This is a genomic window from Arcanobacterium phocisimile, from assembly GCF_016904675.1.
Taxonomy (GTDB): domain Bacteria; phylum Actinomycetota; class Actinomycetes; order Actinomycetales; family Actinomycetaceae; genus Arcanobacterium; species Arcanobacterium phocisimile.
On sequence record NZ_CP070228.1, the window covers coordinates 415517 to 437862 of the forward strand.

Here is a 22346-nt window from a genome sequence, read left to right on the forward strand (position 1 = left end):
TACGTATGACAAGCACGACTATCCTTGCTGAAGGTGGCAATTCGCTACTTATACCAGCGTTACCAGATCTGGTGTGGGGTACTGTCGCGTTCGTGATCGTTGCGATTTCTATCTACAAGCTTGCATGGCCAACGTTCATGGCAACGTTGGATGAGCGAGCAGAAAAGATTGAGAAGGGTCTGCACGCCGCGGATGCGGCACGTGCTGAAATCGCTGACCAACGTGCCGGCCTGGAAGAAGAGATTCGCGATGCCCATCGCGATGCCGAGCAAATTCGCGAAAAAGCCAATGCGCATGCAAAAGCGATCATGACTGATGCCCAGTCCCAAGCACACACAAGCGCTGATCAGATCATCGACAATGCACATCGACGTATTGCTGCTGATTCAGATGCAGCTCGGCGTGTACTACGTGCCGAGTTAGGCGTTCTTGCTACCGAACTAGCTACCCGTATCGTCGGTGAATCGTTGACTGATTCAGAACTAGCTCAACGAGTAACTGATCGATTCTTAGACGAGCTTGAGGCTTCAACTCCTTCAGCTCCACAGGAGGCTTAATGCGTTCGGGAAGCGAAGCAGCGTTAACGCGGGCACGTGATCGGTGGGACGGGTTAACCAGTCAGATAGCAGGCGATGAACTCGATATTGCGCAAGCAATATTTTCTATCGCAGACATTCTCGGGGAGAACCCAGCGATTGTTGCAGCTTTAGAAGACAGCTCGCGTCCGGCAGATGCCCGCGCAAACCTCGTGGTAAATCTGTTCTCTGGGAAGACTCGTGGTGTAGTCATTGATTTGCTCACTGGCTTAGCTCGTGAGCGTTGGTCAGAATCTGGCGATATTGTTGTTAGCTTGGAGTATCTGGGTGCGTATACAGTATTGCTCGGTGCTCGCCGCGAAGATGAGCTCTCTCGTGTAGAGGAAGAGCTGTACGTTTCTCTGCGTACCTTGCGTGCGGAGCGTGGTTTGCGATTGACACTGAGTGATCGTCATTACCCGGCCCCAGCGCGTGCTCAACTCGCCGAACAGGTGTTTGCTGGATGTGTTGTCTACACGCAACGATTGTTAATGCGCGCAGTTATTCGTACTGTCCGGGGTTGGACGTTAGCTCAATCTCTGACCCGTTATCTTGATCTCGCTGCTGAACTCGACCGACATATCGTCGCATCTGTTACGAGTGCGGTGCCACTCACTCGAGCGCAAGAAGATCGACTACGTTCGATTTTGACGCGTACCTACAATAAAAATGTAACAATCCACGTCACTTTAGATCCAGCCGTTATTGGTGGTATCCGAGTTCACGTGGGCGACGATGTGATAGATGGAACTCTTGCAAACCGTATTTCGGCATTGCGGAAGAACTTTACAAACTAATTAACTTGCAGCTTACGAGCTGCTTCGAGCGAAGGAATGATGTATGGCTGATGTGACAATCCAGCCCGATGAAATCCGGTCTGCACTGGATACGTTTGTCAGCTCTTATGAGCCGGCAACAGCCAGCAGTGAAGAGGTCGGTCACGTCACACTATGTGCCGATGGTATTGCCCGTGTTGAAGGCTTGCCAGGAGCGATGGCGAACGAACTATTGAAGTTCGAAGACGGCACTCTCGGTTTGGCCATGAACCTTGAAGAACGCGAGATCGGCGTCGTCGTCCTCGGAGACTTCTCGCACATTGAAGAGGGAATGGAAGTACGCCGAACTGGCGAAGTTCTCTCTGTTCCTGTCGGAGAAGGTTATTTAGGGCGCGTTGTTGATCCGCTTGGACATCCGATTGACGGATTGGGAGAAATTACCGATCTCGATTCTCGGCGTGCTCTTGAACTACAGGCGCCCGGCGTCATGGCTCGCAAATCAGTTCACGAGCCACTCCAAACCGGTATCAAAGCTATTGATGCAATGATTCCGATTGGTCGTGGCCAGCGTCAGCTCATTATTGGTGACCGTAAGACTGGAAAGACTGCGCTAGCTGTCGATACCATTCTCAACCAGAAAGCCAATTGGGAGTCTGGCGATCCGCAGAAGCAAGTTCGGTGTATTTATGTAGCGATTGGACAAAAGGGCTCCACGATTGCTGAAGTTCGCGCAACGCTCGAGCGCAACGGAGCATTGGAATACACCACCATTGTTGCTTCTCCAGCATCAGACTCCGCTGGTTTCAAGTACCTGGCTCCTTACACCGGTTCCGCCATCGGCCAGCATTGGATGTATGACGGCAAGCATGTCCTGATTATTTTCGATGATCTCTCCAAGCAGGCAGAAGCATACCGATCTGTTTCCCTGCTTTTGCGTCGCCCACCGGGCCGTGAAGCATACCCAGGAGACGTCTTCTACTTACACTCCCGGCTCCTTGAACGTTGTGCAAAGCTCTCTGACGAGCTCGGCGGTGGTTCGATGACGGGTCTACCGATTATCGAAACCAAGGCAAACGACGTTTCGGCATACATCCCAACCAACGTCATTTCAATTACTGACGGGCAAATCTTCCTCCAGTCCGATCTGTTCAATGCAAACCAGCGCCCAGCTGTGGACGTCGGTATCTCCGTCTCCCGCGTGGGCGGTGACGCTCAGATTAAGGCGATGAAGAAAGTTGCTGGAACCTTGAAGATCACCTTGGCGCAGTACCGCTCCCAGGCCGCGTTCGCAATGTTCGCATCTGACCTAGACGCTACGACTCGCCAGCAGCTTGCCCGCGGCGAACGTCTGATGGCCTTGCTCAAGCAGCCGCAGTACACGCCATACGCTGTTGAAGATCAAGTTGCGTCGGTGTGGGCCGGATCTAACGGTTACCTTGACGATATCGACGTCAAGGATATTCCTAAGTTTGAATCTGGTCTGATCAGCTACTTGCGGAACAACACGTCAGTTCTTGCGGATATTGCCACCACTGGTAAGCTCGAAGAAAGTACTGAAGAAGCACTTCGTTCGGGCATTGAAGAGTTCCGTGCGGGCTTCACTGCAAATAATGACACCGTATCTGAGGATGACTCGCTCCCAGAGGCTGAGCAGTCACAAGAACAGATCGTTCGTACGAAGCGGGGCTGATCGTGGCAGGCGCACAGCGGATTTATAAACAAAAAATCCGAGCAACAAAAACGCTGGAGAAAGTCTTTCGTGCGATGGAGCTGATTGCAGCTTCACGCATTGGTAAGGCTCGCGACCGTGCGCTCGGACAAGATCCGTATACGCAGGCGTTGACTAAATCTATCGCGACGGTCGCCATTCATGCGCATGCAGACCATCCATTGGTTAAAGAACGTACGGATACTAACAAGGCTATCGTTTTCGTCGTAACTTCTGATCGCGGAATGGCCGGTGCTTACTCATCATCGGTGTTGCGGGAAGCCGAACGGCTAGTGAACGATCTTAAGGAGCAAGGGAAAGAGCCAGTCCTTTACGTTTCAGGCCGACGCGGAGCTTCATATTTCCGATTCCGCGATATCCCTGTCGTGCGAGCCTGGACTGGTGAGTCCGATAAGCCAAGTGATGAAACGTCCAGTGAAATTGCTGAGGAATTCTTGACACGGTTCCTTGCCGACGCCGAAGACGGCGGTGTTGCTGAGCTGTACATGATCTTTACGAAGTTCGTGTCGATGGTTACGCAAAACGTCGAAGTACGTCGCATGTTGCCACTGCAAGTGGTTGATGGCGAAGCCGAAGCGGATACGAGCGTCGAAGATGAGCCACTGTACGAGTATGAACCGTCGGCTCAGAAAGTTTTCGACGAATTGTTGCCGATGTATGTCGGTCAACGAATTCACTCAGTGATGCTGATGTCCGCAGCCTCGGAGCTTGCTGCCCGCCAGCAAGCAATGCACTCCGCAACTGAAAATGCAGGCGATCTCATCGACAGGTATACGCGCTTGGCAAACAACGCCCGCCAGGCGGAAATTACCACGGAAATTACAGAAATTATCTCCGGCGCAGACAGCCTGGGGAAGAGCTAAAACGTCCCACCTGCTCAGGGACACAGTAAGGAAGAATAATGACTGCAGTAGATAATCGGCAGGGAGTGACCACCGGACGTATCGTCCAGGTTGTGGGCGCTGTTGTGGACGTTGAGTTTCCGCCAGACTCTCTCCCCGAAATCAACAACGCGCTAACCACCGAAGTGGATCTTTCAAGCCAAGGTGAAGGCGAAAGCATTTTGAAGATGACCTTAGAGGTCGCTCAACATCTTGGTGATAGCATCGTCCGAACCATCGCCATGAAGCCAACCGACGGTCTGGTCCGTGGTGCGACTGTTGTTGATACCGGTGCGCCAATTACCGTTCCAGTTGGTGATGCCACTAAGGGACATGTTTTTAATGTTACTGGTGATGTGTTGAACTTGGGTGAAGGCGAAACACTGGAGGTCAATGAACGTTGGCCTATCCATCGTAAGGCTCCAAATTTCGACCAGCTAGAACCAGAAACGAAGATGTTCGAAACCGGCATCAAGGTTATCGACCTTCTTACCCCGTATGTTCAGGGTGGAAAGATCGGTCTGTTCGGTGGTGCAGGTGTTGGTAAGACTGTTCTGATCCAGGAAATGATCCAGCGTGTTGCGCAGGACCACGGCGGTGTATCGGTATTCGCTGGTGTGGGTGAGCGTACCCGTGAAGGTAACGACCTGATCCACGAGATGGAAGACGCTGGTGTTCTTGACAAGACTGCATTGGTCTTTGGTCAGATGGACGAACCACCAGGGGTGCGTTTGCGTATTGCACTTTCCGGGCTGACCATGGCGGAATACTTCCGTGATGTTCAAAACCAGGACGTGCTCCTCTTCATCGATAATATCTTCCGTTTTACGCAGGCAGGTTCTGAGGTTTCGACTCTTCTTGGCCGTATGCCGTCTGCTGTGGGCTATCAGCCAACTTTGGCTGACGAAATGGGTGCTTTGCAGGAGCGAATCACCTCCACTCGAGGTCATTCGATTACGTCGCTGCAGGCAATTTACGTTCCAGCTGACGATTACACCGATCCGGCTCCAGCAACGACCTTCGCACATTTGGATGCCACCACCGAGCTTTCGCGTGATATTGCTTCGCGTGGTTTGTATCCGGCGGTGGATCCGCTATCGTCAACGTCGCGCATTCTTGACGCACAGTACGTTGGCCAGGCGCACTACGATGTTGCGACCAAGGTGAAGTCAATTCTGCAGAAGAACAAGGAACTCCAGGATATTATTTCCATTCTTGGTGTTGATGAACTTTCTGAAGAAGATAAGGTCACCGTGGCTCGTGCTCGCCGTATTGAACAGTACCTCTCGCAGAACACTTACACTGCGAAGAAGTTCACCGGCGTTGAAGGTTCTACTGTGCCAATCGCGGAAACTGTTGAAGCCTTCCGACGTATCACTGACGGCGAATATGACCATATCCCAGAGCAGGCATTCTTCAATATCGGAGGTATCGAAGATATTGAGCGTGCATGGCACAAGATTCAACAGGATATGCGCTGATGAAGCTCGAAATCGTTGCCCGCTCTGGAGAAATCTTTTCCGGGGACGTCAAAGAAATTGTTGTTCCAGCTTTCGATGGTGAGCTTGGTATTTTGCCCGGCCGTGCGCCGATCCTTGCGGTGATCACACCAGGTAGTGTTCGCTTTACGACAGCATCTGGAGATCGCCAAGAGATCAAGGTTGGTAAAGGATTTTTGACCGTTGACCACGACGAAGTCATGGTGGTCGTCGAGAATCACAAGGAGTAGCGGTTGATCAGTTGGGCTTTGTGGTGGACTGTTGTTGCGGTGGCACTGTGTGTGATTCTCATCGGAGTTTATTTCCTGATGCGCTTACGTACCTTGTTCTCCCGGCGTGGTTCGTTCCATGTTGCTGTGCGTGAAGAAGGCAGTGAACGCTGGGTGACCGGCGTTGCTGTATTCAAGCCGTTCGAATTGAATTGGTATTCAACGCATTCGCTAAGTCCTTATCCGCAAATCCAGTGGAAACGTGGCGAGCTAGATTTCACAGTTTCACCTGCGACCGATAGCGAAATTCAGGTAGTTCGAATCCAACAGGGCGAAAGGTCGTGGAGTTTGGCAACCACACCGCTTGCCGTTTCTGGTATCGTTTCGTGGATCGACTCGGCGCCTCCGGTAGAAGAACCGGAACTTTTCTGATCATGTTAAAGACTGGCCGCATCAACAGTGCGGCCAGTCTTTGTGTGAGAATGGTACAAGGAATTGCTCATGCTTGTTTCTAGATGAGATCGAATGACATTCGTTAAATGTTGCTTGAGTTCGCTGAAGATGAAGGAGATATGACCTGTGCGTATTGTAGTTGCCCGTTGTAGTGTGGATTATTCTGGCCGCCTTGATGCTCACCTTGAACCTGCAACTCGAGTTTTGATGATGAAGCAAGATGGCTCTGTTCTCGTGCATTCCGACGGCGGTTCTTATAAGCCCCTGAATTGGATGTCTCCGCCAGCGACCATGACCGAAGTTGAGGTCTCTGAAGCTGATCTCAAGGCCGGAGTGACTCAGACGTGGTCAATTGAGCACAACAAAACTAATGACGTTCTCCGAATTAACATCTACGAAATTTTCCACGATATGACGCAAGATCTCGGTGTTGAGCCGGGACTAGTTAAAGATGGCGTCGAAGCACATTTGCAAAAACTGTTGGCCGAACAAGTGGCAGTGTTGGGCGAGAATTTGGAGCTCGTTCGTCGTGAATACCCTACTGCTATTGGGCCGGTAGATTTGATGTTGTTAGATCTCAATGGGGGACATGTTGCAGTTGAGGTTAAACGCCGCGGCGAAATTGACGGGGTAGAACAGCTAACTCGTTATCTCGAATTACTCGGTCGTGATTCTACATTGAGTCCGGTACGTGGTATTTTCGCTGCCCAGGAAATCAAACCGCAAGCACGTGTTTTGGCTGAAGACCGTGGGATTGAATGCGTCATTCTTGATTACGATGCGATGCGCGGCGTTGATCACCCTGAAGATCGGTTGTTCTGATGCGTCGTTCGAAGAAATATTCTCGGCCCTCGCGCGAGCTTAATTCATATGCCTTGATGGGGTATACCCGTATCGAATACGCTGATGACGGGCGTGCTTTTAAGGTCCATCATATTAACTCCGGTGTCAAAGAGTATGTGTGCCCAGGATGTTCGGGAATCATTCGGGTAGGTGAACCCCACGAAGTTGCGTGGACTGAGGATCATATTCTAGGCAAAGAGTTCGGCCAGAATGACCGCCGTCATTGGCATACGGGATGTTGGGAGGCGCGCGGACGACGGCGATAAGCCTTTCGTTCCGTAGCGGGCGAGTGCTACGGTGGAGGTATGACTATGTTGAATATGCGCCGCACTGGCCAACCGTCAAATTGCCCGCTTGTTTTGCTTCACGCATTACCTTTGGATTCCTCGATGTGGGATACCGTCAGGAAATTGCTTGAACCTATTGATGTGATCACGGTGGATGCACCAGGGTTTGGTGCTTCTCCGGCTGGTGAAGAGCTCAGTGATGAGCCCACAACCATGGCCTATGTTCATGCCTTGAAAGAAACCCTCGACCATGCTGGTGTTGATCAGATCATGCTCGGTGGTTTGTCTATGGGTGGTGCTATTGCTGCTGATTTCGTAGCAACCTATCCTCAGATGATCGATGGGTTGGCACTTATAGATACGGGGATCGGATCTGATAATCCACAGCGCCAAGAGTTCCGAGCTTCGATGGCTGAGCTTGCCGAGCAGGGCCGAGCCTTTGAGATGCTGGAGGCATGGAAGGATACGATGACCGGCTTGGAAGTCACCCCAGAGGTTCAAGAGTCGCTTGTTGCACGGTTCAAAGCGGCGCCGGGTGCCGGGTTGGCATGGATCCAGCGAGCTTTGGCTAACCGCGTGGATCGCAGCGACGTTGTTGAACTGGTTGATGGTCCGGTGTTCTTCATCCGTGGAACAGATGATCCGACCGCGTCGCTAGAGTACTTCATGGGTTTGGCGCTCAACGCAAAGCAACCCCGCATCCTTGAAATTGAAGGAGCGGGGCACTTTACGGCAGATGAAAAGCCAGAGGAACTAGCGCTGGCATTGCGGGAGTTCGTCGAACGGGTGACTGCTTAATCGGATTCTTCACCGTCGGCTTTTTCGGCAGCAGAATCTACGATGTTTTGCAGTGAGAGTGAGCGTTGCGAGCCGGAGAGAATCGCACGCATATCCTCAATATATGACGAGAGGGATTGGCGCTGTTCCTTCAGAGAGTCGATTTCTTCGCGAGCTGCTCCCACCTTGCGGTTTGCTTCGGCCGTTGCTTCTTCGCGTATACGCTGTGCTTCTTCACGGGCCACAGCGAGAATCTCGTCAGCTTGCATGCGACTATCAGCCAGCAGTGTTGCAACGTCGTTTTCTGTTGTTTCGGTTAGCTCGGTAGCCCGCCGCGTAGCTTCGATAACTCGTTCTTCGGCGCTGTGTGCGTCTGCTTCGGCCTTCTCAACCATTGTTTTAGCTGCAGCGCTCAAGCGTTCGTTTTCTTCAGCGAGTTCTCGGGTTGCGTCTTCTTTCGCCTTCGCGATCGAGGCATCTGCAGCCGCTTTAGCTTCGGTAATTTCGCGTTCTGTATCAGCTTTAGCTTGAGCTATTTGAGCTTCGACGTCGGCACGCAACTTCGCAAGTTCAGTTTGTGTGTCTGAGCGTAGCTGAGTCATTTCAGCTTCAGTTGATGTACGGAGCTGAGCGACGTCGTGTTCGGTTTGGGAGCGTAGGGTAGACGTTTCTGCTTGGATCTGGATGCGGAGACGTTCGGCTTCACGTTCGGCTGAGGAGATCATTTCTTCACTTGTGCGGCGAGAGACAGTGGCTAGCGATTGTGCTTCTGCTTGGGCTTTTTCGAGTGTTGTGGTTGCTTGTGTTTGAGCCTGGCTAAGGATCTTTTGGCTTTCAGCTTGGGCGCCTTGGTGCAGTTTTTCTGCGCGGTCTTCAGCTGCTGATACGATAGCGCCAGCTTCAGTCCGGGCCCGGGACATCAAATCGAGAGCTTGTTCTTCGGTAGATTTCAAAAGCCGTTCGACGCGATTGCCCAGCCCAGAATAGGAGGGGCGGTCGTTTTCTTCTAGGGCTGTTTGAGCCTGTGCTAGCTGAGCAGAAAGCTTGAGAACTTCTTCATCAAGTTGGGCAACTTGCGTACGTGTTTGAGAAAGGCTGGTACTAAGACTAGAAATACGTTCTTCGACCTGTGCACGGTCATAGCCGCGCATGACAACAGGGAAGAGAGGTTCTTCTGCCACGATGGTTTCCTCCATATAATAGATGTAATAGTTTAACTGTACCTGCCCGGGGTCAATTTACTCACATCGTCAGATCAGGCTCCAGGAAATAAGGTAGTGTTATTAAATCGTTACATGTTGTCAACGATCGACGGAAGCGGGAATATGAAACGGATTCTAGGGATCATTTCCCTTGTTGTTGGGCTCATCATGTTAGTGGCAACGTTTGCTATACATGCCTCACAAGTAAAAGAAACCACTGTCAAGTTATCGACCTCAGCAGCAGAATCTACAGTGTTTGTGTATGTAGATTCTGGTGTTTTGACGCTTGTTAACGATCAAGTCAGGGTTACTTTGGACTCCCCGGATAATGATATTCAGTGGGCGTTAGGCTCTCCAATAGATGTTGCTGCTTATATTGGACAAGCGCCGGCAGAAGAAATTTCGGGAATGGAATCCTGGAAAGAATTGACAACTTCTACTGAAGAAGGAACTCCAGAGGGAATCCAAACTGTCGCAGAAGCTGTCACAGCGCAATCGTTCAATCTCGTCGGATCGGATATGTGGTCCCAAACAGGTGAGGGCAAAAGCGAAACTACTATCGAGTTCGATTCAAAAGACCTCGATAGCCAGACCTTCCTTGCTACAACAGCCCAAGGTGAAGCTCCGAAGGTTACCTTAGAGTGGATCGGGACGCGGGAAATCAGTAGCCCAGTTGTTTATTATGTCATTGCTAGCTTATTGGCACTAATCGGCTCATTTTTATTGTTGAATTCTTTCCAAGAGCGTCAACTTTCCCGGCCGCATAAGCGTACCGCTGTCAAGCTTCGTACGCATGCGCATCAAGATTCGGCAACATCGGTGATCGGTGCTTTTGATGGCGATATTGCAGATCCGAGTGTGGGCCGTGAAGTTCAACGTACGTATACCGGCTCAGCGTTTGGTGCATCAATTTTGCCTTCCTCAGCACGTATCGAAATGTTCCGTAACCGCGAGCTAGCCGAAGAAGACCGAATCTTATTATCAGATGGGCATGATGGCGAAACTCATTCGATGGAGACAGCTTCTGGTATCGCACGTCAAGCAGAACATGAGGCGTCAGGGATTGATATCAATGATGATGCGGAAGAAAATAAAACCGTTGTCGAAGCCGGTCTCTCAGAAAACTTCAGTGGTCACGAAACTGTCGATTCTATGGAGCAAAAGATCGAGCGTAATGGAAACGACTGGCGCTCACTATGGAATTTCTCTTGAGGAATTCAACAGAAGGAAGATGGAGATCAAAATGTGTAAAATCCGATTTGGCCTCGCTGTGGTTGTAGCTGGCACGATGTTTCTTTCTGGTTGCGCCCAAGAAGCTGGAGTACCGCAAGTACAAAAAACTGACATCGTTTCAAACATTCTTCCGCAAGGAAAGTATGCTGAGCTCGCTACAGCGGTTTCAGCAACGATAGAACAAGCAGATCAGAGCCGCGATACAGCAGCGCTTGGGGAGCGGATTACTGGACCGTTGCGCATCCAACGCGAAGCAGAATACAATCTGGCTACGATCACTGAAACGACTGTTCCTACTTCTTTTACACTTGACAGTAAAGAAGTGACAGTATCTTCTGGTACTGATTTTCCGCGCACGATGATGGCAATTGATAAAACTAATACGGCTCGCGGTATTGGTACGATTGCGGTCTGGCAGCAGCCGACTGCCCGCCAAAATTACTCGCTGTGGGCTGTGCTTGATATGTTCCCCTCGCCACCGAAAATCGAAATCATCAATAAGCAAAACGATGACCAAGGCTATCTTGCAACGCAGGCCGGAGAATACCTCGTTGATCCTGCGGCTGTTCTTGACGCATACGCTACCTATGCGACGAATCGAGCGGTTGGCGATGTGCCGTTTAAAACAGGTGACCCCCTGTATCAAGAAACAGAAAAGCAGGCCCAGGATCTAACATCTGCACTGAACGGACTAGGGAACGCAGCAACAAGCTTCTCGGTTCCTAATAAGGATATCCGTGCAGTGTCCACAAAAGACGGCGGGCTCCTCGTCGTCGGCGAATTACGCTACGATATGACGGTCACGCGTACAAAAGATACTGCAAAACTCAAACTTGGATCGTTTATCGGTGCGCTAGCGTCCGGTACGAAAGATGGCGTTATTGAAGTCGATAACCCGGTTGTTGCACAGTACGCTACGTCAGTAGCCTTCTACCTCCCTCCTAAGGGATCCGAGGTTCCGATTCAATTAATCGGCGCATCGGTTCCCGCCTTAATAAGTGTAGTGAAAGCAGGATAATCTCATGAGTATGCCAGGATTTGGTGGAGTATTTGATCTTTCTACGCTCAAGAAAGAACCCGAACCAGTAAATGAGGCTGGTCAACCCAGTTTAGCAACAATACCTGGACCTTGGGTATTGACACTTACTGAAAAGAATCTCGAATCGACTCTTCAGACATCGATGAGCTTGCCGGTTATCGTGGTTTTTGCGGCACCAGAGTCTGAGCATTCTCAAACTTTAATTTCCCAGCTAACGAATCTTATCACCAAACGTGCTGGACGGATCCAACTCGCAGTTGTTGATACGTCAACCGAACGCGGCGTAGCTGGCGCGTTCGGTATTCAAGCCGTTCCGTCAGTAGTGGCGTTACTCCAAGGGCAACCGGTGCCGTTATTCCAAGGTTTACCAGACTCTCAAGCAATCGATGAGACGCTTTCAAAACTTCTCAAAGCTGGTGAACAATACGGTCTCAATGGTGTGCTCGATGGTGACCCGGAAGGTGCAGCTCCCGAACCAGAAATTCCGCCGCTTCATCAAGAAGGGCTGGTCGCCTTGGAAGCTGGAAACCTTGACGCTGCACATGCCGCTTACACTGCGGCAATCAAGGAAAACCCCGGCGATTTGGAAGCAAAAACAGCCTTGAACCAGGTCGAGTTATTGCAACGTGTCCAGGCGATTAATCCGCAAAATTCTCCATTGGAAGCACAAGGTTTATTGCATGCGGCAGCGAGTTCTCCGTTGACCGAGATTGATGTTCATTTGCAAGCTGCCGATCTAGAGTTGTCCTTCGGTCACGCTGAGGCGGCGTTTACCCGCTTGATCGACGTTATCAAAGCTACACAGGGCGAAGATCGTGATCTCGTACGCACTCGCTTGCTTGCCCTGTTCGACATAGTTGGGCAACATTCGCCTAGTGTTCATCAGGCTCGTAAAGCTCTCACGAACGCTCTTTTCTAGCGACGTGGGGACGAAGTGGACTCGCGCACGATGAGTTCCGGCTCAAACTTCATTGCACCGATAGGTGACTGAGTTCCATTGATCATCCCTAATAGCGTGGTAACAGCGGTTTCACACATGGTTTTCACTGGCTGATGAAGCGTCGTTAACGGTGGATTCGTGAAGGCGTTTAACGGGGAATCGTCAAAGCCTACAATCGAGAGATCGTCGGGGATCTGCAACCCAGATGATTGGCAGTAACGGATAGCGCCGTAGGCCATGATATCCGAGGCGAAGATGATAGCTGTGCAACCTTTCGATATGAGATCGGTACATGCTGAGACACCACCTTCAACAGTAAAAAGTGTGTGTGAACGGTAGGGGTGTTCGTGGGGAAGGGCTCGAGACATCGTGTCGATGAATGTTTCCGTTTTTACTCGTGCTGGGCCAAACCGCAGTGGTCCAGTAGCGAGACCAATTTTCCGGTGGCCAAGTCCTACTAGGTGACGCACGGCTTGGCGAATGGCGGAGGCATCATCAGTTGAAAAGTCAGGTGCTGAAAGGCCAGTGTTGAACCCGTTCATCGTTACGTACGGCACACCGAGGGCCGTGATGCGGTGGTATCTTTCGATGCTCGCAGTGGCGTCGGCATGAAGTCCAGAAACGAAAATTAGGCCGTCGACACTGTGTTCTAACATTGCCTCGACATACGAATCTTCCGTTGCGCCGCCGGCGATCTGTGCACCCAGTAAAGGGGTATAGCCCTGGATTGTCATGGCATTTTCGAGGTGTTGGGCAAACTGCGGGAAGATGGGATTTGTTAGTTCAGGAAGAATCAAGCCGATAAGTCCACCAGTGCGTTCGCGCAGTTGCTCTGGGCGTTCGTAACCGAGCAAGTCGAGTGCGGCTAGGACAGCTTGTCGAGTATCGGGGGCGACGGAGTGTTTGCCGTTTAAGACCCGTGAGACAGTCGCTGTTGATACTCCTGCGTGTGTGGCAAGATCAGCTAGTCGGATCCGCTTGGCCATGTGAGCTCCTTTGCTCGATGTGTTTCGTTAATGGAATATTGCAAAAATTTTCTCTGGTTCCAGAACTAACGATACCGCGAATTGCCTGAACATTGTCTATTATGCAAGTAAATAGCGCATAAAGAGCTCATTGGGTGCGCCTGGGACTTCTATGTGAACTACTGCGAAAATTCTCGTTTCTTGCAAAATGCGTGAAAAGAATTGCATAAATTGGTGGTGTCGTTATACTGAAAGCACAACACATGAGCAACGTAGCTCACAAAATAGGTGATTGTTGCTCGTGATTATTGAAAACTACATGGTTATAACCCTTGAGGAGATAAAATGCGTCGTGGCATTGCACTCTTAGCTATCACCGGAATGACGATCGCTGGCCTAACCGCCTGCGGTTCCTCAGAATCGGAAAAAGCTACAGATAATACAACTGCTTCCGAAAGCCAGTCATCAGATGCTGCGCTAACGGTATGGGTTGATGACAACCGCAAGCCAGCCTTCGAAATTGCTGCTAAGAAGTATGAAGAAGAGACTGGTAACAAGGTCGAACTGGTCGTTAAAGAAAATGATCAGATCCGTTCCGAATTTGCAGCTCAAGTCCCAACAGGTAAAGGCCCAGACATCACCTTTGGTGCTCACGACTGGTTAGGTGAATTCGTCACCAACGGTATTGTTGCCCCAATTGAACTTGGTGATAAGGCAAGCGAATTTTCCGATATTGCTCTCCAAGGCTTTACCTACGACGGGCAAACGTATGGCGTACCATACGCAGTTGAGAACCTTGCGATTATCCGCAATGCAGATCTCGCCAAGGACCCAACCCCAGCTACCTTCGATGAAATGATTGCTGCTGGAAAGGCTACCGGAGCACCGAACCCATTTATGGTCCAGATTGGTGAAAAGGGCGATCCGTTCCACATGTACCCATTCGAGTCCTCTTTCTCCGGCCCAGTCTTCAAGACTGACGCAGAGGGCAACTACACCCCAGAGTTGAACCTCGGTGGCGAAAAGGGCGAAGCATTCGCGAAGTGGCTTGGTGAAAAGGCAACTGCCGGTGAACTCTCCACAGCATGGACCTACGATATCGTTGTTGAAGCATTCAAGAAGGGCGAAGTTCCATTCATTCTTGGTGGCCCATGGATGCTCGGCGATTTCGAAGGTATGAACGTCGCAGTTGATCCAGTTCCAGCTGCCGGTGATATGCCAGCTGCTCCATTCGTTGGAGTCCAGGGTGGTTTCATTTCCGCTAAGTCGGAAAACCAGCTTCTTGCCACCGACTTCCTCGTGAACTATGTTGGTTCCGAAGAAGTCCAGGACGCCCTTTATGAGGCTGGCCAGCGCACTCCAGCTTTGAAGGCATCTGCAGCTAAGATCGAATCTGATCCAGTTGCTGCTGGCTTTGCCAAGGCTGGCGAAGCAGGCCTCCCAATGCCAGCTCTCCCACAAATGGGTGCAGTTTGGGGCTTCTGGGGCGGTACTGAAACCCAGATCATGGGTGGCTCTGATCCAGTTGAAACCTGGAACAAGATGATCACTGACATCGAAAACGAAATTGCCAAGAAGTGATTTCATTTAAGAGTAGCGGCCTCGTCGCCTATGGGGGCGGGGCCGTCTCTTATATCAGGAGATGAACATGTCGCAGATGATTAAGCCGAGTAAGGCATCTCTCAAGCGCACGGCACGACGAACCGAGTTGTCAAAACGGGATTCAGCTGCCACCAAGTGGGGAACCGGTTTCCTCATCAAACTCATATTGATGGGCATTGTTAATGCCCTCGGAATATTTATTATATTCACTGCTTTCGGTGTAGGTTCAGTAACTCTCGGAAGCCTCATGATTGTGCTTTTGGTGGCACTTGATTGGGTATATTTTTCTCGACGCACACTGGCCTTAAAGTATCTTGCACCAGGGTTAGTGTTTCTGTTGGTATTCCAGGCCTTCGTGATTGTCTACACGGCCTACATTGCGTTCACGAATTACGGACATCAGCACACTCTCGATAAGCAGTCGGCAATTGAATCGATTTTGCTACAAAATTCCTCGCAACGTGTAGAAAATTCTCCGCAGTACCCGCTGGTCATCGTTGAACAAGGTGGCGAGCTGGGCTTCGCGGTTATTGACCCAGATGAAAACGTCATCAAGGCTGGTACAGCGTCGCAACAACTAACTGAGGTTGATGGCTCGTTCACCGGAAAGAAAATCACCGAAGTCAACGGATACCGGATTGTTCCGCTTTCTGAGCTAGGCGATCGCCAAAACGAAGTGTCACAACTACGTGTTGCACTCAGCAATAATCCTGACGAAGGTGCTATCGGTACGCAGACGGGAACCGTTGGATACCAGTTCATTTCGTCGATGACGTATGATCCGGATACTGATTCAATGACTGATGTTGCTACCGGTACTGTCTACCACGCAAACGATGATACGGGTTTCTTCGAGGCCGACGACGGTTCGACGATTAATGTTGGTTGGCGTGTGCTTGTCGGGTTCAGCAATTTCGCGAAGGGCTTTGGCGATTCGCGGTATGCTCAGCCGTTCCTCCAAGTTCTGATCTGGAACGTTGTTTTTGCGTTCTTATCTGTTGTAACAACGTTCTTGTTAGGTATGGCGTTGGCGATTGTCCTTAATGATGAGCGTCTCAAAGGACGCAAGATTTACCGTACGCTGTTGCTCTTACCTTACGCTTTCCCGTCGTTCATGACCGCATTCTTGTTTGCTGGTTTGATGAACCGAAGCTATGGATTCTTCAACCAAATGTTGGGCGTTGAAGTTCCATGGTTAACTGATCCGACGATGGCTAAGGTGTCGATCATTTTGGTGAACTTGTGGATGGGCTTCCCGTACATGTTCTTAATTGTTACCGGTGCTCTCCAAGCTATCCCTGGCGAGCTAACTGAGGCTGCTAAGATTGATGGTGCGTCACCGTTCCAGGCATGGCGCAATGTCACGTTGCCACAGCTGATGATTTCATTGACCCCGCTGTTGATCGCTTCGTTCGCATTTAATTTCAATAACTTCAATTTGATTTACATGCTTAATGGTGGCGGTCCACGCATGGACGATGCGTCGGTTCCAGTTGGGCATACTGATATTTTGATTTCGATGGTTTATAAGATTGCGGGTCTCACTGGTGAGGCAGCACCGAACTATGGTTTGGCTGCGGCGATGTCGCTGGTGATCTTCTTGATCGTCGGATCGGTATCGCTCTACTCGTTTAAGAAGTCTAAGTCAATGGAGGCAATGTGATCATGCAGAATACTATTGTTGCTCCAGCGGTAACTGCAAACAAAGTTCCGTTTGGTAAGTGGTTCCGTGAGACTGGTTTCCGGCATCTGATAGCTGTTGTTGCAGTTGCTTATGCGGCGTTCCCGATTCTCTATATTGTTTCGGCGGCGCTCAATCCAAGTATTAAGACTACGCTTACGGGTGCGAACAAGATGTTCTCGTCCGTTTCGGTGGATAACTTCACTGAGTTGTCCGATACGATGTTTTGGACGTGGTTTTCTAATACGCTCATTATTGGTGTGACGACGGCGATCGGCACTGTGCTCATGGGTGCGGCTGCAGCATACGCATTTTCTCGTTTCCGGTTCTCCGGGCGGAAGATGACGTTGATGTCGTTGATGGTGATCCAGATGTTCCCGCAGTTGCTTACCTTCGTCGCGATCTTCTTGTTGCTCACCACTTTGGGTGATGTGTTCCCAGTGTTGGGTATCGATTCGAAGCTCGCGTTGATCTGTGTTTACCTCGGCGGTGCGCTAGGTGCTAACACCTTCTTGATGTATGGCTTCTTCAATTCGATCCCAATGGAACTGGATGAAGCTGCCAAGATTGATGGTGCTTCGCACTCCCAGGTTTATTGGACCATCATCATGCCGTTGGTGATTCCGATTCTTGCTGTGGTGGGATTGTTGAGCTTTATTAGCTCGTTTAACGATTTCATCTTGGCTCGTACGATTCTGACCTCGCAAGAGAATTGGACACTTGCTGTTGGCATGAACTTGTGGGTTGGCGGAAATGAGAAGAACTGGGATTGGTTTGCAGCCGGTTCCATCATTGCCGCAGTTCCGATTTTATTGCTCTTCTTGTTCTTGCAGAAGTACATCGTTTCTGGTTTGACCGGTGGCGCTGTGAAGGGCTAATCTCTGCGATAGTTTGCTGTTGGCGCGACGATAAAGAATTCTTTATCGTCGCGCCAACTTCCATTCATGCCTGCAGCATTCACGTTTAGTTTGAAAGAAGATGGAATTGTCTGTTACGCCAAACATCCAATCAGTGTTGACTGGTGACTCGTGGCGCGTGAGCGTTATCTCGCCATCATGTATTCGGTTTGAAACAGATCCTCACAATAATTTTGTAGATGAACCTACCCAACTAGTTGAACATCGCCCACAACTTGGTGGGGGAGACTATTCGATGTTCGTTGATGAAGGGGGCGGGCACTCTCGTGTTGTTATTGAAACTCAACGAGCAGTGATTTATTTTGATCCACAGTTGAATATCCCGCAGGCGCTACGGATCAAGTTCCAGGACGCTAGCTCTCCCATTGATGTCAGCTGGCCGCAGGATGATCCAGGTAATCTTCACGGAACTTATCGCACGTTGGATAATATTGATGGTTCTCATCCGCTTGAGCCTGGCCTGGTGAGCACTTCGGGGTATGTGTTAGTTGACGATTCTGATTCGATTGTGCGCAGCGAAGATGGGTGGATTCGCCAGCGGGAAACTCATGAAGATGCGCAAGACGTCTATCTCTTCGTTTACGGGCAAAACTATCATGAGCTGTTTGCTAGTTTCTTTGCGTTAACTGGGCGATCCCCGCTGATTCCGCGTCCTATGCTCGGAAACTGGTGGTCACGATATTGGCGATATTCTGACCGCGAATACCGCCAGTTATTGGATGATTTTGATTCCCATCATGTTCCGCTTTCGGTAGGTGTCCTCGATATGGATTGGCATATCACTGATGTTCCTGTTGAAGTGGGTTCCGGATGGACAGGCTATTCGTGGAATCGGGAGCTTTTCCCAGATCCGGAAGGCTTCTTAGGCTATCTGCATGAGCGCGGAATGCTCACCTCGCTTAATGTCCATCCAGCTGACGGAGTGCGCTTCCATGAGGACGCATATCAGGATATGTGCCGGGAGTTGGGGAAGGAACCTGATGGTACGCCGGTTGAGTTTAATCCAGTGGATCGCCGGTTTATGGACGCATATTTCAATGTGTTGCATAAGCAGCTGGAAGCGCAAGGCGTTGACTTTTGGTGGATTGACTGGCAGCAAGGCGAGCAGACCAGTATTCCTGGTCTAGATCCGCTCTGGATGCTCAACCATTATCATTATCTGAACTCTTCGATCCGCAATATCTCGCGAAAGGCGATCTTTTCTCGTTATGCGGGTTTGGGTTCGCATCGTTATCCGATTGGTTTTTCTGGCGATGCCATCACCTCATGGGATTCGTTAGCATTCCAGCCGTATTTCACGGCCAATGCTGCCAACGTTGGCTACTACTGGTGGAGCCATGATATTGGCGGACATATGGCTGGGATACGTAACAACGAATTGCATACTCGCTGGGTGCAGTTTGGTGTTTTTTCGCCAATCATGCGTCTCCATGCTACGGCGTCGCCATTCACTAGCAAAGAACCGTGGGTGTTCCCGCAACCGTATTGTGATACGCAGATTAGTTTCTTGCAACTTCGTCACCAGCTCATTCCGTATGTGTATACGTCGATGTGGCAGAGCATAGATGGGCGGGCGCCAATTCGGCCGCTGTATCACGATTATGGTGACGACGGCGAAGCCTACCAGCACCCGAACACGTATCTTTTTGGTGAGTCGATGATTGTTGTGCCAATTGTGGCACCTCTCGATCCAGATTCGCATTACGCGGGTGCGACTGGATGGTTGCCGGAGGGTACATGGTATGACTTTTTCAATGGAAAGAGATACTTAGGCGGCCAGGAAACGGTGTTCTACCGTGATATCACGAGCTATCCGGTACTTGCTAAAGCCGGAAGTATCGTTGCGTTAGCTACCGATACCTATGCAGGTGTGGCCGATCATCCGCATGCTGTTACGTTACGTGTTTTCCTCGGAGATGGCGTAAGTGAGTTGATTGAGGACGACGGCGGTGACCAGCCTTATCGTTATCGCCTCCACCAAAACTATGGTGGTACCTCGGTACATATTAGTGTTCAAGCACAGCAGGATGCGCCATCGCGTATGGCCGATGTTGAACTGCAGTTGATGGGAGTTCGCTCGTGTTCGTACCCGGGAACGTATGAAGCGAACGCGTATCGGATTTCTTTGGGGGAGTGCGATATGGCATCCCTGGATGTGCATATCGCGGATCTTGAGCTGGATATTCCCGATATTCGCCGGAAGGTTTTCGAGGTGATTGATCAAGCAGAAGGCTTCTTGCAGACGAAGGAGACGTTGTGGGAAGAAGCTCTGCGGTTTATTGAGACGGTTGAGTCTGATGTTCAAACGCAGGTGAGTTTTGCGGATGCCGGAGCAGATAGCCACCTGCGTCGGGTAGTTTCCGAACGTATTGAGTGTTATCGAGCGCTGTTAGCTTCTATTCGTTAATGCGGATCGCTCAGCTTGCTGAACGTAAGTAAAAGCCTTGGGTCCTTTCAAATGAAAGGACCCAAGGCTTTTACTTAGTCGAGGTGAATCGAGCCGGGCTCTGTTACTTCTTTGGCGTGAGGTAGACAGCGCCGAGCGGTGGCAGCTGGACAAGCGCGGATTGTGCGCGGCCGTTCCATGGGATATCTTCGGTGTGGATAGCTCCCATATTGCCAACTCCGGAACCGCCGTATTCAAGGGCGTCAGTGTTGACGATTTCTTCCCATTCGCCTTCCAGTGGTAGCCCGATACGGTAGTCCATATGTGGGGTTCCAGCGAAGTTTAGGGCGACGACGACGATATCGTCGTCGATGGAGGACTTACGGATGAAGGTCAGAACGTTGTTGTCTCCGTCGGAACCGTCGATCCATTCAAATCCACGTTGAGTGAAGTCTTCGGACCATAGTGCTGGATGTTCTTGGTAGACGGCGTTGAGTCGTGCCAGGCAGGACATGACACCATCGTGGCTAGGATTGTCGATGAGCCACCAGTCCAAGCCTTTGCCTTCGTTCCATTCGGAGATTTGAGCGAACTCTTGTCCCATGAACAGGAGCTGTTTTCCTGGATGCGCCCATTGGTAGCCGAACAGGAGGCGTACACCAGCGAGTTTCTGCCATGGATCGCCTGGCATCTTTTCGTACAGTGAGCCTTTTCCGTGGACGACCTCATCATGGGAGATAGGTAGCGCGAACTGTTCGGAGAAGGCGTAGACGAGGGAGAAGGTGATTTCGCCGTGATGCCAGCGCCGGTTGATGGGCTCTTCTTGGATGTAGCGCAACGTGTCGTTCATCCATCCCATATTCCATTTCAGTCCGTAGCCGAGGCCGCCTTCGGAGGTCATGCGGGTCACGCCTTCCCACGAGGTGGATTCTTCGGCGATCATCATGATGCCTGGGTGGTTGCGGTAGGCGGTAGCGTTGGCTTCTTGGATGAAGGAGATAGCTTCGAGGTTCTCGCGTCCACCGTACTGGTTTGGTTCCCATTGGCCAGCTTCACGCGAGTAATCGAGGTAGAGCATGGATGCTACGGCGTCGACGCGAATACCGTCGATGTGGAATTCGTCGAGCCAGTAGAGTGCGTTGGCAACGAGGAAGTTTTTGACTTCATTTCGGCCAAAATTAAAGACGTAGGTTCCCCAGTCTGGGTGTTCGCCACGCATCGGGTTGGGGTCTTCAAATAATGGAGTGCCGTCGAAGCGTGCCAGGGCCCAGTCGTCCTTCGGGAAGTGTGCGGGTACCCAGTCCATGATGACGCCGATTCCAGCCTTGTGGAGTTCGTTAATGAGATAACGCAGTTCATCGGGGGTGCCGAATCGTGCAGTGGGCGAGTAGTAGCCGGTGACTTGATATCCCCATGATGGTCCGAAGGGGTGTTCGGCTAGTGGCATGAACTCGACGTGCGTGAAACCGAGGTACTTCACGTGGCCGATGAGCTGTTCTGCCATATCTTTGAAGTCTAAGCCCATTCGCCATGAGCCGAGGTGTACTTCGTAGATAGAGATCGGGCCGGAGTGTGGGTCTCGGGCGGCTCGTTGGTCGAGCCAAGCGTCGTCGCTCCACTCAAAGTTGCTTGCGGTAATAATCGATGCGGTTGACGGTGGAACTTCAGTCCGGCGGGCGAATGGGTCGGCCTTTTGGTGCCAGGAGCCGTCAGGGTATTGGATCTCGAACTTGTAGCGAGCGTCTTCTTTAGCTCCCGGAATGAACAATTCCCAGACGCCAGAAGTGCCCATGGTGCGCATGGCGGAGACGGTTCCGTTCCAGGCGTTGAAATCGCCGACGACGCGCACGGCACGGGCGTTCGGTGCCCATACTGCAAATGCGGTTCCGGAGACGAGTCCCATTTCAGTTTCGTAGGTGGTGAGGTGCGCACCGAGTACGTCCCAGAGGCGTTCATGGCGTCCCTCGTTGAACAGGTAAGTATCCATTTCGCCGACTGTTGGCAAGAACCGATAGCCATCATCACCGACGGAGTCGAAATCGCCGTAGCGGGCTCGAATACGGTAATCGCGGATGTTCTTTCCGGGTAGGACTGCCACCCACACGCCGTTGTGTTCATGGGTTGCTGGATATTCGTCATTCGGGGTGATAACAGTAACTTCGTCTGCTAGTTGACGAATAACGCGTACTGTCACGTTAGTGCCGTCCGAATGTGGTCCAAGGATGTCATGCGGGGCGTGGTAGTGGCCATTGGAAACAGCGTCAAGTATTTCGCTACTGACAGTTATTGGTTCAAGCTGTGCGTTCATACGTTTATTTTCCCATGTTTTGGTGTGATTTACATCTAATAATA

At 51.0% G+C, this 22346-nt stretch carries 20 protein-coding genes; 17 read left to right on the forward strand and 3 right to left on the reverse strand.

All coding sequences use genetic code 11. The features are described 5' to 3' along the window. Positions 1 to 5 precede the first annotated feature (5 nt). The 10 genes from atpF to JTE88_RS01825 all read left to right on the forward strand — a co-directional run bounded on the left by atpF (position 6) and on the right by JTE88_RS01825 (position 8050). Entirely contained in the window at positions 6 to 557 is a 552-nt protein-coding gene (atpF, locus tag JTE88_RS01780; RefSeq protein ID WP_204424986.1) for a F0F1 ATP synthase subunit B, read from the forward strand. Beyond that, positions 557 to 1372, forward strand: coding sequence for a F0F1 ATP synthase subunit delta (locus JTE88_RS01785; RefSeq protein ID WP_204424987.1), 816 nt, complete (start codon positions 557 to 559; stop codon positions 1370 to 1372). Before atpF ends, JTE88_RS01785 begins: the two co-directional genes overlap by 1 nt. Positions 1373 to 1415: 43 nt before the next feature. After that, positions 1416 to 3041 (forward strand): F0F1 ATP synthase subunit alpha, encoded by a 1626-nt coding sequence (gene atpA / locus JTE88_RS01790; protein WP_204424989.1) that lies wholly within the window; start codon positions 1416 to 1418, stop codon positions 3039 to 3041. A gap of 2 nt (positions 3042 to 3043) precedes the next feature. Beyond that, the gene (locus JTE88_RS01795; RefSeq protein WP_204424991.1) at positions 3044 to 3943 is read left to right on the forward strand and encodes a F0F1 ATP synthase subunit gamma; all 900 of its coding nucleotides are present in this window, start codon (positions 3044 to 3046) and stop codon (positions 3941 to 3943) included. A 38-nt stretch (positions 3944 to 3981) separates the two neighbouring features. Then, positions 3982 to 5442 carry a F0F1 ATP synthase subunit beta gene (atpD, locus tag JTE88_RS01800; protein WP_204424993.1) on the forward strand — a complete coding sequence of 487 codons (1461 nt, stop codon included), beginning with the start codon at positions 3982 to 3984 and terminating at the stop codon, positions 5440 to 5442. Then, on the forward strand, positions 5412 to 5690 hold the full coding sequence (atpC, locus tag JTE88_RS01805; RefSeq protein ID WP_204424995.1) for an ATP synthase F1 subunit epsilon: 279 nt from the start codon (positions 5412 to 5414) through the stop codon (positions 5688 to 5690). Before atpD ends, atpC begins: the two co-directional genes overlap by 31 nt. Before the next feature lie 3 nt (positions 5691 to 5693). Next, positions 5694 to 6101 (forward strand): DUF2550 family protein, encoded by a 408-nt coding sequence (locus JTE88_RS01810; protein WP_204424997.1) that lies wholly within the window; start codon positions 5694 to 5696, stop codon positions 6099 to 6101. 147 nt (positions 6102 to 6248) lie between these two features. Next, the gene (gene nucS / locus JTE88_RS01815; protein ID WP_204424999.1) at positions 6249 to 6944 is read left to right on the forward strand and encodes an endonuclease NucS; all 696 of its coding nucleotides are present in this window, start codon (positions 6249 to 6251) and stop codon (positions 6942 to 6944) included. Further along, positions 6944 to 7231: an ATP/GTP-binding protein gene (locus JTE88_RS01820; protein ID WP_204425001.1), complete on the forward strand. Its 288-nt coding sequence runs from the start codon at positions 6944 to 6946 to the stop codon at positions 7229 to 7231. The genes nucS and JTE88_RS01820 overlap by 1 nt, the downstream gene beginning before the upstream one ends. A gap of 39 nt (positions 7232 to 7270) precedes the next feature. Continuing rightward, positions 7271 to 8050 carry an alpha/beta fold hydrolase gene (locus tag JTE88_RS01825; protein WP_204425003.1) on the forward strand — a complete coding sequence of 260 codons (780 nt, stop codon included), beginning with the start codon at positions 7271 to 7273 and terminating at the stop codon, positions 8048 to 8050. Here the strand turns inward: JTE88_RS01825 and JTE88_RS01830 are convergent. Next, positions 8047 to 9210: a DivIVA domain-containing protein gene (locus JTE88_RS01830; RefSeq protein WP_204425005.1), complete on the reverse strand. Its 1164-nt coding sequence runs from the start codon at positions 9208 to 9210 to the stop codon at positions 8047 to 8049. The two genes, JTE88_RS01825 and JTE88_RS01830, sit on opposite strands and share 4 nt — an antisense overlap. Positions 9211 to 9354: 144 nt before the next feature. Here JTE88_RS01830 and JTE88_RS01835 point away from each other — a divergent pair, with 144 nt between their 5' ends. From JTE88_RS01835 to JTE88_RS01845, 3 genes are read left to right on the forward strand one after another with little or no spacing between them, the layout of a single operon-like run. After that, the gene (locus tag JTE88_RS01835) at positions 9355 to 10443 is read left to right on the forward strand and encodes a hypothetical protein (RefSeq protein ID WP_204425007.1); all 1089 of its coding nucleotides are present in this window, start codon (positions 9355 to 9357) and stop codon (positions 10441 to 10443) included. Positions 10444 to 10474: 31 nt separating this feature from the next. Further along, positions 10475 to 11482 (forward strand): DUF8094 domain-containing protein, encoded by a 1008-nt coding sequence (locus JTE88_RS01840; protein ID WP_204425008.1) that lies wholly within the window; start codon positions 10475 to 10477, stop codon positions 11480 to 11482. Between the two features lie 4 nt (positions 11483 to 11486). Then, complete coding sequence (locus JTE88_RS01845; RefSeq protein WP_204425010.1) at positions 11487 to 12422, forward strand: co-chaperone YbbN; 936 nt, start codon at positions 11487 to 11489, stop codon at positions 12420 to 12422. Here the strand turns inward: JTE88_RS01845 and JTE88_RS01850 are convergent. Continuing rightward, positions 12419 to 13429 (reverse strand): LacI family DNA-binding transcriptional regulator, encoded by a 1011-nt coding sequence (locus JTE88_RS01850; RefSeq protein ID WP_204425012.1) that lies wholly within the window; start codon positions 13427 to 13429, stop codon positions 12419 to 12421. The genes JTE88_RS01845 and JTE88_RS01850 overlap by 4 nt on opposite strands. Before the next feature lie 324 nt (positions 13430 to 13753). Here JTE88_RS01850 and JTE88_RS01855 point away from each other — a divergent pair, with 324 nt between their 5' ends. The 4 genes from JTE88_RS01855 to JTE88_RS01870 all read left to right on the forward strand — a co-directional run bounded on the left by JTE88_RS01855 (position 13754) and on the right by JTE88_RS01870 (position 20015). Beyond that, positions 13754 to 14989: a sugar ABC transporter substrate-binding protein gene (locus tag JTE88_RS01855; RefSeq protein WP_204425014.1), complete on the forward strand. Its 1236-nt coding sequence runs from the start codon at positions 13754 to 13756 to the stop codon at positions 14987 to 14989. A 67-nt stretch (positions 14990 to 15056) separates the two neighbouring features. Next, positions 15057 to 16673, forward strand: coding sequence for an ABC transporter permease subunit (locus tag JTE88_RS01860; protein ID WP_204425016.1), 1617 nt, complete (start codon positions 15057 to 15059; stop codon positions 16671 to 16673). A gap of 2 nt (positions 16674 to 16675) precedes the next feature. Then, complete coding sequence (locus JTE88_RS01865) at positions 16676 to 17569, forward strand: sugar ABC transporter permease (protein WP_204425018.1); 894 nt, start codon at positions 16676 to 16678, stop codon at positions 17567 to 17569. Positions 17570 to 17669: 100 nt separating this feature from the next. After that, positions 17670 to 20015: a glycoside hydrolase family 31 protein gene (locus JTE88_RS01870; RefSeq protein ID WP_204425020.1), complete on the forward strand. Its 2346-nt coding sequence runs from the start codon at positions 17670 to 17672 to the stop codon at positions 20013 to 20015. 103 nt (positions 20016 to 20118) lie between these two features. Here the strand turns inward: JTE88_RS01870 and glgB are convergent, their stop codons facing one another. Then, positions 20119 to 22302 (reverse strand): 1,4-alpha-glucan branching protein GlgB, encoded by a 2184-nt coding sequence (glgB, locus tag JTE88_RS01875; RefSeq protein ID WP_204425022.1) that lies wholly within the window; start codon positions 22300 to 22302, stop codon positions 20119 to 20121. Positions 22303 to 22346: the final 44 nt, after the last annotated feature.

What these genes read in the sequence shown, in the direction of transcription:
- atpF (WP_204424986.1), top strand. Translation starts at nt 6, where the DNA reads ATGACAAGCACGACTATCCTTGCTGAAGGTGGCAATTCGCTACTTATA.
- JTE88_RS01785 (WP_204424987.1), top strand. Translation starts at nt 557, where the DNA reads ATGCGTTCGGGAAGCGAAGCAGCGTTAACGCGGGCACGTGATCGGTGG.
- atpA (WP_204424989.1), top strand. Translation starts at nt 1,416, where the DNA reads ATGGCTGATGTGACAATCCAGCCCGATGAAATCCGGTCTGCACTGGAT.
- atpD (WP_204424993.1), top strand. Translation starts at nt 3,982, where the DNA reads ATGACTGCAGTAGATAATCGGCAGGGAGTGACCACCGGACGTATCGTC.
- atpC (WP_204424995.1), top strand. Translation starts at nt 5,412, where the DNA reads ATGGCACAAGATTCAACAGGATATGCGCTGATGAAGCTCGAAATCGTT.
- JTE88_RS01820 (WP_204425001.1), top strand. Translation starts at nt 6,944, where the DNA reads ATGCGTCGTTCGAAGAAATATTCTCGGCCCTCGCGCGAGCTTAATTCA.
- JTE88_RS01825 (WP_204425003.1), top strand. Translation starts at nt 7,271, where the DNA reads ATGACTATGTTGAATATGCGCCGCACTGGCCAACCGTCAAATTGCCCG.
- JTE88_RS01835 (WP_204425007.1), top strand. Translation starts at nt 9,355, where the DNA reads ATGAAACGGATTCTAGGGATCATTTCCCTTGTTGTTGGGCTCATCATG.
- JTE88_RS01840 (WP_204425008.1), top strand. Translation starts at nt 10,475, where the DNA reads ATGTGTAAAATCCGATTTGGCCTCGCTGTGGTTGTAGCTGGCACGATG.
- JTE88_RS01845 (WP_204425010.1), top strand. Translation starts at nt 11,487, where the DNA reads ATGAGTATGCCAGGATTTGGTGGAGTATTTGATCTTTCTACGCTCAAG.
- JTE88_RS01850 (WP_204425012.1), bottom strand. Translation starts at nt 13,429, where the DNA reads ATGGCCAAGCGGATCCGACTAGCTGATCTTGCCACACACGCAGGAGTA.
- JTE88_RS01855 (WP_204425014.1), top strand. Translation starts at nt 13,754, where the DNA reads ATGCGTCGTGGCATTGCACTCTTAGCTATCACCGGAATGACGATCGCT.
- JTE88_RS01860 (WP_204425016.1), top strand. Translation starts at nt 15,057, where the DNA reads ATGTCGCAGATGATTAAGCCGAGTAAGGCATCTCTCAAGCGCACGGCA.
- JTE88_RS01865 (WP_204425018.1), top strand. Translation starts at nt 16,676, where the DNA reads ATGCAGAATACTATTGTTGCTCCAGCGGTAACTGCAAACAAAGTTCCG.
- JTE88_RS01870 (WP_204425020.1), top strand. Translation starts at nt 17,670, where the DNA reads ATGGAATTGTCTGTTACGCCAAACATCCAATCAGTGTTGACTGGTGAC.
- glgB (WP_204425022.1), bottom strand. Translation starts at nt 22,302, where the DNA reads ATGAACGCACAGCTTGAACCAATAACTGTCAGTAGCGAAATACTTGAC.